Here is a 14026-nt window from a genome sequence, read left to right on the forward strand (position 1 = left end):
TGAATCACCCTGACATTGATAGATAGAAATCTTTTATTTTATCTGCGGTTTCACTAATGGAATAGCCCTGTTTAGATAAGGAATCTGATTTAATGTTTCTTGTCATTTGGCGTGTAGCAATTTCTATTAAATGAGCCGTCCAAATTGAACGATCATGTATAGGTAGAAATTGAATAAGTTTGATACCCAAATCTACTTCTTTTGAAATATCATCAGAGATTAGACATGGCAGACCTGCTGCCTGCGCTTCTATTAGTGAAACTGGCAACCCCTCATGTAAAGAAGGAAAGACAAAAACATCGAATCCTTGAAGGATCCGATTAATATCACTTCGAATTCCGATGAACTTAACCTTACTTTCAAGCTTAAGGTTTCTAACCTTTTTAAGAATGTCTGCTCTTAAGGGACCGTCTCCGACTAGGATTAAAATGGAATTTTCTTTTTGTTTAAGATAATCTGTAAAAATATCAACCAAGAAAGTATGGTTTTTTTGTTGAGCAAGCCTTCCTACATGTCCCAAAACAAATGTATCATCTAGGATATCTAATTCTTTTCTTACTTGCTTTCTTATATCAGGGGAGAAAGTAAACTCTTTATATTCAATTCCATTTTTTAGAATCTCAGCTTTCTTATTCTCTTTATTAAATAGCCATTGTGCCGCCTTATTTGAGCAAGCGAAAAAGTTAGTAGCATTAGGTAATATTAATTTTCCTACGTACCATTTATAGAGTCTTGCAGGTAGGCTTCCTTCACTTTGTGTATTATGGCTATGTGAAATCCTTTTAGGTATTCCTGCTTTTTTAGCTGATTGAAGAATGAGTCCACTCATTTTATCCATGTGAGCATGTACAACTTTATAATCATTTTTCTTAAAAAATGTGTCTAAATGTTTTTTATATGTAAAATGTCCGACATCAGTAAGATAAGGAATTCTATGCACTCTTCCACCAAGCGCTAAGATTTCAGAATCAAAAACACCTTCTTTCGATGTAAGAAAATCAAATTGGATTTTTGAGCGGTCTATATTACGATATAAATTCATAATCAAGGTTTCCGCTCCGCCCCTATTCATATTTACAACAACATGTAAGATTCTTAGTGGACTGCCCATACTCTATCCTCCTTATTTTCCATGTATGATTTATAAATTTCACTTTTGACATCTAAAATTTTTTTTGTACTATATGTGTGTTCAATTATTTTTTGACTGCTTACACCAAATTTTTTCAGTATTTCATCATTACCAGCAACTTTTGTAATTTTTTCTGAAAAACCTTTTTCGTCATTTTTCCTGATCAACCATCCATTTTGATTATTGGTCACTAACTCTCTATGCCCTCTATTATCGTTAGCTATTACTGGTAGCCCACAAGCCATAGCTTCCATAATATTTACCGGTAAACCTTCTCTCAAGCTTGACGCTACAGCGAGATCACTCATTTTCAGTAAAACATCAATATCTTTCCGGAAACCGAGAAAATCAACTTTATTTCTAATTCCTAAGGCCGTTGCTAGTTTTTTGCAGTCCTCTAGTAATGGTCCTTCACCAGCCAATATCAACCGAGCAGTAGGGATTTCATTTTTTATTAAGGAAAAAGAATGCAACAGTAATTGTTGGTTTTTATTTTTATTGAATTCTGCTGCATAAAACATAAGGAAATCACCATCACTATATCCCTTTTCTGACCTTAGTACAGATTTGTTAAATGATGAAACGGAATGATAACGTTCCGTATCGACTCCAACTCCATGAACGTGAGTAATCTTTTGTGCTTTGAATTTTCTTTTTTTGGCCAGTTGAAAGTCTTCTTCATTGATTGTAATTAAGCAATCTGTTATTTTTGCTAACAATTTTTCAATAGGATAGTACAGGAACCAATTTAGAAGAGGCGCACCTTTACAGAAGTGAAAGCCATGAGCTGTATAAATGACCTTTGTTCCATTTTTTCTCGCTTTACGGCCAGCAAGCCTCGCTAGAACCCCTCCCATTGGCGTGTGACAATGGACAATTTGAAAGTTATTAGTTTCAATAATGTATTCTAGTTCTTTATAAGCTTTAATATTTTCCTTTTTAAACGGCGATCTCTGAATGGAAATAATGTGCTTTTGGTCAACAAAAGGAAGCTTCAAATCACCATTGGCTGCTGTATGAACTTCATACCCTTGTTCATTAAACCATTTAAAATAAGGCAGGTGAAACGCTTCAAAATGATAATCCTTCGTTGCGCAAAACAGGACTTTTTTATCCATCATTCACCATCCTTTCACTCTTCTTATCCAGTTTTCATTTAATTAATTCCCTATTAAGTACACTCGTTAGATAGTTCAATATATCTTCCCTTAGGTCTCCACGCTGCAGCGCCATTTCGATAGTTGTCTGGATAAACCCTATTTTTTCTCCAACATCATATCTAGTTCCTTCAAAATCATAAGCATGAACACTCTCATACTTGTTTAAACGGCTAATTGCATCAGTTAATTGAATTTCATCACCTGCGCCAGGTCGTTGGTCTCCAAGTATTGCAAAAATCCCTGGATTCAAAATATATCTCCCCATAATTGCCAAGTTTGAGGGGGCGTCCTCTTGTTTTGGCTTCTCAATTAAGCTTGTAATATTATATAATCGGTTTCCTATCTCATTTGCTTCAACTATTCCGTACCTGGAAACATCCTCATTCGAAACCTTTTGCACCCCTAAGATTGAAGCATTTGATTTTGCATATTGCTCCATCATTTGTTGAAGACAAGGTTTGTCTGCATCCACAATATCATCGCCCAGTAAGACTGCAAACGGTTCGTCACCTATAAATTTACGTGCACACCATACTGCATGTCCTAATCCCTTCGGTTCCTTTTGTCGAATATAGTGGATATTAACTAATTTGGAAGATTTTTGAACCTCCTTCAATAATTCAAATTTTCCTTTTTCAAATAAATTTTGTTCCAACTCAAAGGAGTGATCAAAATGATCTTCTATAGCACGTTTTCCTTTTCCGGTCACAATGATAATATCTTCAATTCCTGACTCAATGGCTTCTTCCACAATGTATTGAATGGTCGGTTTATCAACGATAGGCAACATTTCCTTTGGCATCGCTTTAGTTGCCGGAAGAAATCTAGTACCTAATCCTGCAGCTGGTATGATGGCTTTTCTGATTTTCAAGACAAAATCCCCCTTAGTTTGAAACTTGCACCAACGGAGGCGTAGTCACACGCTCATTGGCCAAGTCGACAAGTTTAATACGCAATGTTTCTTTATCCATATCTGAATAACTATTTATGATATCCTCAATCTCATGAGAATAAAGGTTTCCAGTTTTACCTACGTAAATATTTGGGTAGACTTGCTGCTCATGAATTTCTTCTTTATTCAATAGCTCCTCAAATAGCTTTTCACCTGGTCTCGTACCGGTAAATTCAATCTCTATATCTTCTTCTGAATGTCCGGAGAGTTTGATCAGGTTTTTAGCCAAATCGACAATCTTCACAGGGTGTCCCATATCCAACACAAAAATCTCACCGCCTTGTGCAAGTGCCCCTGCTTGAATGACAAGTCTAGAAGCTTCTGGGATCGTCATAAAATAACGAATCATATCAGGGTGTGTGACAGTAACTGGTCCCCCATTTTCAATTTGCTTTGTAAATAAGGGGATGACACTCCCACGGCTGCCCAACACATTCCCAAACCTGACGGCGACAAATTTAGTTTCACTGTCCTTATTTATTTGCTGAATCGTCATTTCCGCTAGCCTTTTGGTCGACCCCATTACACTTGTAGGATTCACCGCCTTATCACTCGAAATCATCACAAATGTTTTTACTCCATTCCAACTAGCTGCATTAGCGGCATTCATCGTTCCTATCAAGTTATTTTTAACGGCTTCTTCCGGGTTTCGTTCCATTAATGGTACATGTTTATGTGCCGCTGCATGATAGACAACTTCTGGTTGATATGTAGCCATAACTGACAGCATCTTTTTCTGATCTTGAAGATCGGCGATTTCTGTTAAAAACTCAATATTTTGATTTTTATATGTTTCTTTTAATTCCATTTCTATTGTGTATATGCTGTTTTCACCATGCCCTAATAGTATTAACTTAGACGGATTAAATTTTGAAATTTGACGGCAAATCTCTGATCCAATAGATCCTCCAGCCCCTGTGACTAAGATGACTTTTTCAGTTACATATTCTGAAATTCCATCGATATCCAGCTCCACAGGTTCTCTTCCAAGAAGGTCTTGCACCTGGACATCCCTAAATTTGTTAACCGAAAGCTTTCCAGTTAACAAATCTTCTAACATCGGAAGGATTTGTGTTTTTGCGTTCGTTTTCGCACATTCTTGGAAAATGCGATTCAATTCCTGTTTATTCAGAGAAGGAATCGCTATTATAATCTGTTCAATTTTTAATGATTCTACTAATATCGCAATTTTGTTACCCCCTCCCACTACTGGGATTCCAAGAATATCAAAATTGTGTTTTCGTGGGTTATCATCAATAAATGCTACAGGTATTAAATCCACATCATTATTTTTTAATAATTGTCGAGCAACCATCGTACCAGCTGACCCTGCCCCAACTATTAGCGTTCTTTTTTTATTTTCATATTTTACTAGGTATTGATCTCTATACATTCTCCAGCAAAACCTAGAACCACCTATAAATAACATATGAAGCAGCCAAGTAACTGCCAATAGACGATAATAAACTTCATGAAAAAGTAGTTCCTGAATAAGTGCTGTAATAAATATGGAAGCAGTTACTGTTTTGAAAATAATGACTAATTCACCAATACTCGCGTACTCCCATGCTTTTTTGTATAAATGAAAAACTATTGAAAATATATGATGACTGAGAAGAATTGTAATAGAACTAAGCACGATAGGAATAGTAAAGACATAAATACTGGCATTTACCAAAAAGCGCCCTAAGAAAATAGCTGATATGACAATGCAGGAATCTATTAGTATAAAAAGCGAAAGTCTTTGCGGATACGTCAATTTATTCCCCCCTTTTTAGGATTAGCTTTTTGTATGATTGAACTGGTTTTTGAGTATTTTTATTATAAAAAATGTTAAAGAACTAATGAATGCATTCATTCACTATGAATGCATTCATTAGTTCTTTAATAAAAATATAGGGCATTTAACCCTTCCTCACTCCACACTCTTGACGACTAGCGTCTAAGGTTTTTCAACCCACAGCATGATCGAGTGCCTCCGTTTATAGTGGCAAGGAGACATCACCAAACACGATTTAATTATATAAAACACATATAAGTTCTTAATAAAGAACAATTATGCAAAAAAATTTATCAGCTTTACCGGATTTTCTTTAATAAATTGATAAGCCTATTTTGTCGGTTTTCATTTAAGATGACACCAATTACCTTGTCTTCAACAAATTCTAAAATTCGTTTCGTTGTTAATGCATTTTTTAATTCCGTTCTTCCTTTATTAAATACGAGGATAATCCCGTTACAATAATTCGCCAAAATTTTTGTGTCCGTTACTTCTAACATGGAAGGTGCATCTATCAGGATTATATCGTATTGTTTTTCACATTGATTTAAAAAGTCCTTCATGATTGTTAATCCCATGATTTCGCCTGGATTAAAAGGTATAGGGCCACTTGTTAAAACATCTAAATCACCCATTCCAGTTCTGTAAACCGTTTCTTCAAGTGATGAGTGTACCAAATCAGATAAAATATTAGCTAGTCCTACTTTATTTGGAATCTTAAAGATTGAGTGAATGGTGGGATTTCTGAAATTAGCGTCAATTAGTAAAACTTTCTCTTTATTTTGTGCCATGGAAACAGCTAAATTCGCTGCAGTAGTTGACTTCCCTTCACCAGAGGATGGAGAAGTCACAATAATAATATTTCTTTTTTTTGTTACTGAAGAGAATTTTATATTTGTACGTATCGCTCTATATTGTTCAGAAATCAGTGAATCTGGATTTGTAAAAGCGACCAGGTTTCTTTTCTTAAGTTTTTCTCCTGGCTTTAGTATATTTATCATCATATTATCACCTCACAATTCAGCTCTTGTTTATTTTTAATGTTTAACGTTTAACGTTTAGCGTTTGGTTTCATTAAAGAATCGGATATTTTTTTACTGACATTAGAATTCTTTTTATTCATTTTAGATACATTACCTATAATAGGATATCCGATAATATCCTCTACTTCTTGTTCGTTACGGATTGTATAATCCAAAGAATTTAATAAGAATGTTAATCCGATGCCTAAGAATAATCCAATAATTCCGCTCTTGATAATTGTTTTATTATCGTCTCCGTTAATAGGTATTGAGTTTACCTTAGCAGGGGACAAATTCCTTATTTTTTTAAAGTTAACGATATCAGGTGCTTCATTTTTAAATACTCTTGCCGTTGTATTGGCTATATCGGCAGCCATATTTGGATCAGATGCTGTAGCACTTATACTAACTACTTCCGAATCCTCCACGTTAGTTACGGTTATCGATCCCGCTAATGCTTCTGGAGAAATAGATAGATCCATTTCATTAACGACTTTTTGTAAAACGGTACTATCTTTTATGATAACTTGAAGAGTTTTCATTTTATCTTGATTAGCTTCTAGGATAATTCTCGTTGACGCTTGATATAGGGGCGTGGTGGTTAAGGTTTTTAAAAACCCTGCAAGAATGAATAAAAGTGTTACAATAATAACAATCCAAAAACGCCTAATAATAATACTTAACAGGTCTTTTAAGTTAATTTCTTTTGCAGATTGCTGATTTTCATAGTTTCTTTTAGATAAATTTGACATTTAACCACCTTTTCATTTTCATTGGCTTTTAATTCTTTATTAAGAACACAAATGGATAAAAAGGTCCATCTAATTTGTTATAAACTACTTTTATAGCTTTATTTTTCTAATTAGGGTTATATTTCCTATGGTGATATCCTTATTTTAGTTCTATATAAAGAACATGTCAATAATTTATTCCGTTTTAATCGTTACATTATTTCTACTTGTTTATTTAATAATTGGTTAAATAGGCCTTTATTTTCTTTAGCCAATTCGATATAATCACCATTTTGTATAATTGCACCGTTTTCTAAAACGATTACCTGATTAGCATTCCTTATTGTCGATAAGCGATGAGCTATAACAATGATCGTCATCCGCCCATGTAAATTTTCGATAGCTCGCTGAATTTTCGATTCTGTTTCGTTATCGAGGGCGCTAGTGGCTTCATCTAAAATGAGAATCGAAGGTTTTCTTAATATTGCCCTAGCTAAAACTAGTCTTTGACGTTCTCCTCCAGATAACCTAATTCCTCTATCACCGATTACCGTATTGAGACTTTGAGGCAACTTAATCACAAAATCATCCGCTGCAGAAAACTCTAGTGCTTCCCATATCTGCTTGTCACTTGCTTCAGGATCTACCATTAGCATGTTTTCCTTTATGCTTCCATTGAATAAAAATGGATCTTGAGACACGTAACTAATTGATTTTCTTAAACCAATCAAATCTTGATCAGAAAGCTTTTTACCATCTACTAGAATCTGTCCCTTATCAGGAAGCATAAGCCCCATTATTAAATCGATTAATGTACTTTTTCCCGCACCGGATGGACCGACAATAGCCGTCATTCTGTTCGCTGCAACGGATATATTAATATTTCGTAGTGTAAAGTCTTTTTGCGCTTTATTATAACGAAAAAAAAGATTATTACATTCAATTCCTCGTTCAATAAGAACTGGCCTAACCCTCTCTTGAATAAAAGCTTCATTGTGACTTTTAGCATCTTCCTCTATTTTTAGAATGGATTGGAAGGCGGGAATAGTTGAAGATATATTTTCTATGTTTGCTTGTATGTCAGTAAACCTAGGCCATAATCTTGAAAAAATAAGGATAATCAGTAAAAGTTGTTCCTGTTGGGCTGCAAAAAATGATATGGATAAAAAAACAAATGAGGCTATTAAGAGTGCAGATGCCACTTTATATGAAAATTGTGAAGCTGTATTTAACTTTATATACTCAACTTGCTCTTCATTCATTTCTTTTGTTAAAGACTTGATCCAAGTTACATGAGACTTTTCCAAGTGATAGCTTTTTATATCTTTTATTCCATTCAATTGGTCTGTAACACCTGCAAGATAACTTAGAGCTAACTGAGATGTTCTATTTCCTAATGATTTAGCCTTTTGGATGAATTTCCTAGAAAATAAAGATAAGAGCAAACCACCTAGTAAAACAAATAAGGTTATTTTGGGAGCTAACCAAAATGCCACGGCAATTTGAATGAAAGTAAAAATAACAGAAGCTATTAATTGTAAAATTAAATTAATCCCTCCACTAACACGTGCTAAGTCGTTCGTCATGACATTAATTAAGTCTGATTTTCTCGTTTTAATAAAAAACTCCCAGTTAGCATGCAAAAGAGACTGATACATTTTTCTCCTTAAATGACTACTATATTCTTGTTGTATTTTCACATCACGTATTGTTAGATTTCGTTGTAAAAGATTTTGTGAAATTACTAAAACAATATAAAAACCTAAAATAATGGATAAGCTTACCTCTTTTGGTATCTCGTGTACCCATGAGAAGATAGGCGGAATTTTACTTGCTATATCTATATCTATAATTCCACTAACACTAATCATAGGAATTAATAATAGGATTCCTATACTGTCCATTAAACTTACAATTACCATTCCAAGCATATTGATAAAGAGAATTCGTCCTGTGAAAGAATATAATCTTTTGAAAATTAACCATAGTTGTTTCATTGAACCCTCCTAAGACATTTCTTGTACTCTTGTTTTTCTCCATGCCCATAAAAAAGGCCTCAAAGGAAAATACAAAAAATGCAATTTACTTGGTAATGGCAGAGTTTTTGTATCCTCAAAATAAGGATGAAGAAAACTGAAGATGAATAATATTTTATTTTGAAAGGACATTAATGAAAATAAGTGTTTTTTATGATAAATCGCAACATCTTCGGGTAGTGGTTCATCATGTAAGTTAATGAATTGTTGAATATAGAATAACGCTTCCTGTGCCAAACGATTGGCACGTGAATCTAAAATAAGGTGTTCGTTTTTCTTATTTATAGGTGTATTTAATAACTGAGAAGCTAAAACCAATGTTTGACCTGCAACATGTGTATATTGATATTTTTGGAGAAGACTTATTATTTTAGACCAATCCAAGTTTTCTTTACAAAGTCGGTCGATATCCACTAACCAACGAAGTCGAGACCACCCGTGACGTGCTCCGTGGGAAGTAAGAAATAAAAAGAGGTCTTCGTTTCCTAAACAATATATTGGATATGATGCTAGTGAGCTGCGTTTCTTTCTTTTCCATAGTTCATTAAAACTTGGTTCCTTGGACGGACCTGGATTTAACCGCCAATGAATTTCAAGTTTTATCTTTTTCTCAGAATGAAAGTAAACAAAATGATGATGACGCCATTTCCAATCATTTAATACCGTTTCTATATAATCATCCTTTATATACCCCATATTAATCAGGAGAAGTCCGGCTTTTTCCAGATCATTTATATCAACCAAAATATCTATATCACTTGAAGTTCTTTGAGATATACCTCCATACAAATCTGCTGCTAGAATGGGACCTTTTAGAAAAAGCGTGTCAATTTCATATTCTGCAATTACCCTCGATATTTTTTCAATTTCACCACTTAACTTTAACATGTTAAAAGTATTTTTTTGATAATCCTGATACATCGATTGAATAATAGAATCAGGAATCCATTTTTCGGATTTTAGTTTTGTATAAACCAGTGGATAAACCCGGTGGTGTCTTACTAGTTTCAAAAATAAGGTCCAATCAATACTTGTGTCATCATGATAAGTAATCGGTATAGTATTTTCACTTTTCAGACATTCTAACAATAGACTTAATTCGTCTGAAATGTTTGAAGAATCGATATTGGTTTTGCTATTCATTTGATTCCCTCTTTTTATGCTTTTATTTGTTTAGCAAATTTCCCAACAACTATAAAATTCCCCATTTCTTCTGCACCCGTTACATAGAAAGGACCGCTTCGTAACCATGCGTGAGCAATTAAATCTCCCTGATCATTTTTAGCCGTACCCAAATATAGAGTACTTTCAATTTCTCGTCTTTCTAGCATTTTCATTCCAGCTACCGCCTTAACCAAACATTGGCTTTCCCAGAATGTATAACGGCTCATGATATGTATGGCATCTGAAATATTTTTTAATACCTCAATCTCTACGGAATTAACAGTAAACGTTGTTTCCTCCATGTGATTTCCAAGGATTGATGAACTTCTCAGGAATGGAATTAACTTAAAAATACGACCCGCAGCTAAAAAGAAGAAAGCTTCAGCCAGCAAACACTTCATACTCCATTTGAAAGATAAAAAAGCTCTAATTTTTTTATATAGATTCATTTTCTGCCCCTAAGTTATTAAGCACAATGCTCAATCTTCATTTACGATGAGGATTAAATTCTCATCGTATAAATCACCTAGAAAAGCTAGTACTTCTTCTTCGCATTCTTGTTGACTGACTTCATATTCTGACATTAAACTATCTACTAAGATACTTATTGAAATTGGCTTTTCAATAAACGCCCAAATGCTCCCACCAAGCAAACCGAGATTATAATATTTTCCATTTTCAATACTTAACATAACCAATTCCCCGTCCATATCACTAACAATATTTCCCTGGTTTTGAGTAATAACATCATTGATTGAAAGTACTGATGAGTTAATCATTTTATTTTCTCTCCTTTAATTACACTAAGAATCGTGGCTACAAGATCGTGGGCTGTGAATGTAGAGGTTGGTCGACATAATCGATAAATTGGCACTGAATTCATACATTTTGCACAAAAATGGAAATGCCAATCCATCATATTCATCTTCTCAATAAGAGAACGTCTATACGTATGCTCGTGTAACACTTGAAATCGATTAAGCTTTTCAATAAGATGCAGTTCAATAGATTCTATATCCACTCCAGATAACTCGAATATCCCTCCAAGTGGTAATGGTTGATTATAAAATTCTCCTTGAACGGGTATCGAGAACTTTGTAATTCTATCGAATAAAGGTTTAAAATCTGTTGATTTCATCCCAAAAGCATTTAGACTTTCTTGCCATAATTTCTGTTGTGGATAAGAGGGTGTAACACATGGTGTATTTTCCCAGTTAAAAGATAAGGCAACGACATCATCGCTTAAAAGTTTGTACCCTTTTTTTATAAAAGATGATGCAAGAGTTGATTTTCCAGCTCCCGACTCTCCGATAAAGGCATATGCTTTTCCATCAATAGCAATTGCACTACCATGTAGAGGTAATATCTTTCTTTGCATCAATAAAATTCCCAAACAGCTCCCTAAAATATACAGTCGATTCTTTTCGTCGTTGTCATCCCCGCAGGTTGAAAAAGTAATGGCTTTTCCTTTTTCTATAGAAAAAATAGCCAATCCAGGCACTTCGAACATAACTCGATTTTCTTCAACGACAAAACCTGTACGATTTATAGGACTTATTTTAGACCAAACATTGGAAAGATCTTTCCTAGTAATTATAATATCTACTTCCCTTTCGTCATTTGTAACTTTCTCTAACTCAAGCAGGGGAAGTTCACTTTCTATAATTAAACCAAATGTGGTGTACATATATGTTTTTTCAGTGCTTAACATATCTCTTCACTCCAAACATAATATGACTGTTAAAAAGAAACCCTTACACATATAAATCCATGTATAAGGGAATAAATCCTTTTAAATAAAAGTTAACTAAATCTTAACGGATCATCTGGATCCGGTTGAACCGCATCAGGAGTTTTCCTTCCTGGTCCTGCCATTGTAAGATTAACATTAAGTACTTCTAACTCTGGTTTTTTCCATTCTTTTTTCATAGTTTCACCCCCTTTCAAATTGTTTTTTTACAAATCGTGACACAATCAGGGTTCTCATTAAAATTCTGAAGTCATCATCAAATACTTTTTCTGGAAGTGGATTTTGTTCAACACTTATTAGGGACTTTCTGACTTCCTCCATATTTAAAAATTCTGCCATGAATTCATCTTTACTTAGCATCTGCATCTCTTCTATAAATGAACTCCACGAGGATGCCATCCTATGAATTCCATCAGATCCCTGTATCCCGCGCGTTTTGTTGTTCAACCTAACATTATCTGGAAGATACCCCTTAGTGGCCCTTCTTATTAAGGAACGATCCTGTCCATTTAATACGTATTGTGACTCAGGAATGGAATTACAAAATTGGATGATACGAAGATCGTTAGTTGGATCACGTTCTGCTATAGAATGTCTTAAGGATAACTTCGTAGAAATATTACCATTTATATTCCAATAGTATAATTGCTCAAATTGTGTTTTTTTCATAGTATAAGCATTTGTATTAATAAATCCTTTAACATCAATTTTATGGTCTTCCAATTTTGTGAATACTTTCATTTTGTTTGCAAAATCAGGATTTATTAACATTGGATAAGGTTCTTCCGCTGAAGTTATCATTCTACCGATAAATGGAAAAGCCTTTTTTCTTACTGCTGACATAACCCTTGATTTGCTCACACCAATATTTTCACTGAATAAATGCAATTCTTTATATAAGTGAATCAATTTCAACTGTTTTAACAAACATGCTTGATAGTCAAGAGCATGCCCCCATGATATGGTCCAGTTTCCTCTTTGCCCATTAAGAAGCACTCTGATATTTTCTTGAGCAGCTTGTTCATAAATTCCTTTTAACCAAAAACTATTTTCGTAATATTTATAAGGCATTTCAAGTACATCAAGCCAATCATCTACCTCAGATAAGGGGCTTTTTTCTTTAAAATCGAAATATTGATCCTTTATATTTCCCACATACTCTACTGTAGATGAAATAAAAGGCCTTTCATCAGCAACTCTACTTTTCGGTGTCCAGTCGACAAAATCGTCAACGGGGATATAGCTGTATGTATATAATTGTTTCTTTTGCTCTTTTAAAGCTTTAGCTGCAAAGCTAACAACAGAACCTGAGTCTAATCCTCCACTTAAATGTGACCCAATATTGTAGGAAGTTCTTAATTTTGATCTTACTACCTGATCGAAAACCTCCCTAAAAGCCTCTTCATATTCTTCATTTGTCTTAAATTTCAGCTTCTCTTCTTTTTTTATAAAGGAATACCTAGAAAACGTTACATTTCCATCAATGACTTTTATTGAGTGTGAAGGTGGTATCTGTTTAATCGTTTTATAAACGGTTGAAGAAGAATCTACCGATTCAACATTAATTGGAATAGCCAAAAATTCCGATAACCAATCTTCATTCAACCTTTTTTCTACAAATGGCAATGCAAGCAGTGGCTCAATTGTCGTACAAAACGCTAATTTTTCTTGATTTTTAAAATAATAGAGCGTTCTACTTCCTGAAAAATCTCTTGCTCCAAATATTTTGCGGTTCTTTTGATCCCAAATCATAAAGGCAAAGTCTCCCACTAAATACTTTGGAGTATCTTCTTCCCATTTATGATAGGCTAACAATATTAGCTGGCTATCCGTTATATATGTTCGATCAGATTTCTCAACTTGTAATTGATTAAACAATTCATGCCGATTGTCAATAATCGCATCAGCAGTTATCGCGAGCTGTCTAGCATAATCATAAAATGGTAAAGTTTCATTCTCCGATTCAGGCGTAATCCACTGATTATGGCAACCAAGAAAGATTTTTTCATCATTCCATACTTGAATTCTATCTGCTGGGAATTTACGTAAAGACTTCATTAGTATGTCTCCGTTTTGAGGACTGATTGGCTCTTGATTAAAATGATAGATTCCAGCGATTGCACTCATTCTCTATTCCCCCCCTAACGGTGAAACATTTATCCATGTATTTTTATTTCAATTTACTTAATGGTTTGCGTGTACTTTACAAAGAACAAAATGCACGAAACTTTATAAATATTTTATTTTTATTCCTATAAATGTTCTCAATAGTGAACATCCATAGGAATAAAATACCACC

Annotated in this window: 13 protein-coding genes; all 13 read right to left on the reverse strand. The window is 34.1% G+C overall.

Annotated features, from left to right (window positions below; all coding sequences use genetic code 11):
- Positions 1-4: 4 nt before the first annotated feature.
- Positions 5-1111, reverse strand: coding sequence for a glycosyltransferase family 1 protein (locus tag ACIQXN_RS15405; RefSeq protein ID WP_402968237.1), 1107 nt, complete (start codon positions 1109-1111; stop codon positions 5-7).
- Positions 1096-2253: a glycosyltransferase family 4 protein gene (locus tag ACIQXN_RS15410; RefSeq protein WP_402968239.1), complete on the reverse strand. Its 1158-nt coding sequence runs from the start codon at positions 2251-2253 to the stop codon at positions 1096-1098. The genes ACIQXN_RS15405 and ACIQXN_RS15410 overlap by 16 nt, the downstream gene beginning before the upstream one ends.
- A 31-nt stretch (positions 2254-2284) precedes the next feature.
- A complete protein-coding gene (galU, locus tag ACIQXN_RS15415; RefSeq protein ID WP_402968242.1) occupies positions 2285-3163 on the reverse strand; it encodes a UTP--glucose-1-phosphate uridylyltransferase GalU in 879 nt (292 codons plus the stop codon).
- 13 nt (positions 3164-3176) lie between these two features.
- Positions 3177-5003 carry a polysaccharide biosynthesis protein gene (locus ACIQXN_RS15420; protein ID WP_402968245.1) on the reverse strand — a complete coding sequence of 609 codons (1827 nt, stop codon included), beginning with the start codon at positions 5001-5003 and terminating at the stop codon, positions 3177-3179.
- Positions 5004-5323: 320 nt separating this feature from the next.
- The gene (locus ACIQXN_RS15425) at positions 5324-6028 is read right to left on the reverse strand and encodes a CpsD/CapB family tyrosine-protein kinase (protein ID WP_402968248.1); all 705 of its coding nucleotides are present in this window, start codon (positions 6026-6028) and stop codon (positions 5324-5326) included.
- Between the two features lie 47 nt (positions 6029-6075).
- Positions 6076-6798, reverse strand: coding sequence for a YveK family protein (locus ACIQXN_RS15430; protein WP_402968251.1), 723 nt, complete (start codon positions 6796-6798; stop codon positions 6076-6078).
- A gap of 191 nt (positions 6799-6989) precedes the next feature.
- Positions 6990-8774, reverse strand: a complete 1785-nt coding sequence (locus tag ACIQXN_RS15435; protein ID WP_402968254.1) for an ABC transporter ATP-binding protein — start codon at positions 8772-8774, stop codon at positions 6990-6992.
- 9 nt (positions 8775-8783) lie between these two features.
- A complete protein-coding gene (locus ACIQXN_RS15440) occupies positions 8784-9956 on the reverse strand; it encodes a nucleotidyltransferase domain-containing protein (RefSeq protein ID WP_402968257.1) in 1173 nt (390 codons plus the stop codon).
- A 14-nt stretch (positions 9957-9970) separates the two neighbouring features.
- Positions 9971-10426, reverse strand: a complete 456-nt coding sequence (locus ACIQXN_RS15445; RefSeq protein WP_402968260.1) for a lasso peptide biosynthesis B2 protein — start codon at positions 10424-10426, stop codon at positions 9971-9973.
- 30 nt (positions 10427-10456) lie between these two features.
- Complete coding sequence (locus tag ACIQXN_RS15450; RefSeq protein WP_402968263.1) at positions 10457-10756, reverse strand: lasso peptide biosynthesis PqqD family chaperone; 300 nt, start codon at positions 10754-10756, stop codon at positions 10457-10459.
- Positions 10753-11688, reverse strand: coding sequence for an aldolase (locus tag ACIQXN_RS15455; RefSeq protein WP_402968266.1), 936 nt, complete (start codon positions 11686-11688; stop codon positions 10753-10755). The genes ACIQXN_RS15450 and ACIQXN_RS15455 overlap by 4 nt, the downstream gene beginning before the upstream one ends.
- A gap of 92 nt (positions 11689-11780) precedes the next feature.
- A complete protein-coding gene (locus ACIQXN_RS15460; RefSeq protein WP_402968269.1) occupies positions 11781-11906 on the reverse strand; it encodes a paeninodin family lasso peptide in 126 nt (41 codons plus the stop codon).
- Between the two features lie 4 nt (positions 11907-11910).
- The gene (locus ACIQXN_RS15465) at positions 11911-13854 is read right to left on the reverse strand and encodes an asparagine synthase-related protein (protein WP_402968272.1); all 1944 of its coding nucleotides are present in this window, start codon (positions 13852-13854) and stop codon (positions 11911-11913) included.
- Positions 13855-14026: the final 172 nt, after the last annotated feature.

Origin of the sequence: Peribacillus sp. NPDC097295, from assembly GCF_044761665.1 — a bacterium.
Lineage (GTDB): Bacteria > Bacillota > Bacilli > Bacillales > DSM-1321 > Peribacillus.

What these genes read in the sequence shown, in the direction of transcription:
- ACIQXN_RS15450 (WP_402968263.1), bottom strand. Translation starts at nt 10,756, where the DNA reads ATGATTAACTCATCAGTACTTTCAATCAATGATGTTATTACTCAAAAC.
- ACIQXN_RS15465 (WP_402968272.1), bottom strand. Translation starts at nt 13,854, where the DNA reads ATGAGTGCAATCGCTGGAATCTATCATTTTAATCAAGAGCCAATCAGT.
- ACIQXN_RS15405 (WP_402968237.1), bottom strand. Translation starts at nt 1,111, where the DNA reads ATGGGCAGTCCACTAAGAATCTTACATGTTGTTGTAAATATGAATAGG.
- ACIQXN_RS15455 (WP_402968266.1), bottom strand. Translation starts at nt 11,688, where the DNA reads ATGTTAAGCACTGAAAAAACATATATGTACACCACATTTGGTTTAATT.
- ACIQXN_RS15440 (WP_402968257.1), bottom strand. Translation starts at nt 9,956, where the DNA reads ATGAATAGCAAAACCAATATCGATTCTTCAAACATTTCAGACGAATTA.
- ACIQXN_RS15425 (WP_402968248.1), bottom strand. Translation starts at nt 6,028, where the DNA reads ATGATGATAAATATACTAAAGCCAGGAGAAAAACTTAAGAAAAGAAAC.
- ACIQXN_RS15430 (WP_402968251.1), bottom strand. Translation starts at nt 6,798, where the DNA reads ATGTCAAATTTATCTAAAAGAAACTATGAAAATCAGCAATCTGCAAAA.
- ACIQXN_RS15410 (WP_402968239.1), bottom strand. Translation starts at nt 2,253, where the DNA reads ATGATGGATAAAAAAGTCCTGTTTTGCGCAACGAAGGATTATCATTTT.
- ACIQXN_RS15435 (WP_402968254.1), bottom strand. Translation starts at nt 8,774, where the DNA reads ATGAAACAACTATGGTTAATTTTCAAAAGATTATATTCTTTCACAGGA.
- ACIQXN_RS15460 (WP_402968269.1), bottom strand. Translation starts at nt 11,906, where the DNA reads ATGAAAAAAGAATGGAAAAAACCAGAGTTAGAAGTACTTAATGTTAAT.
- ACIQXN_RS15445 (WP_402968260.1), bottom strand. Translation starts at nt 10,426, where the DNA reads ATGAATCTATATAAAAAAATTAGAGCTTTTTTATCTTTCAAATGGAGT.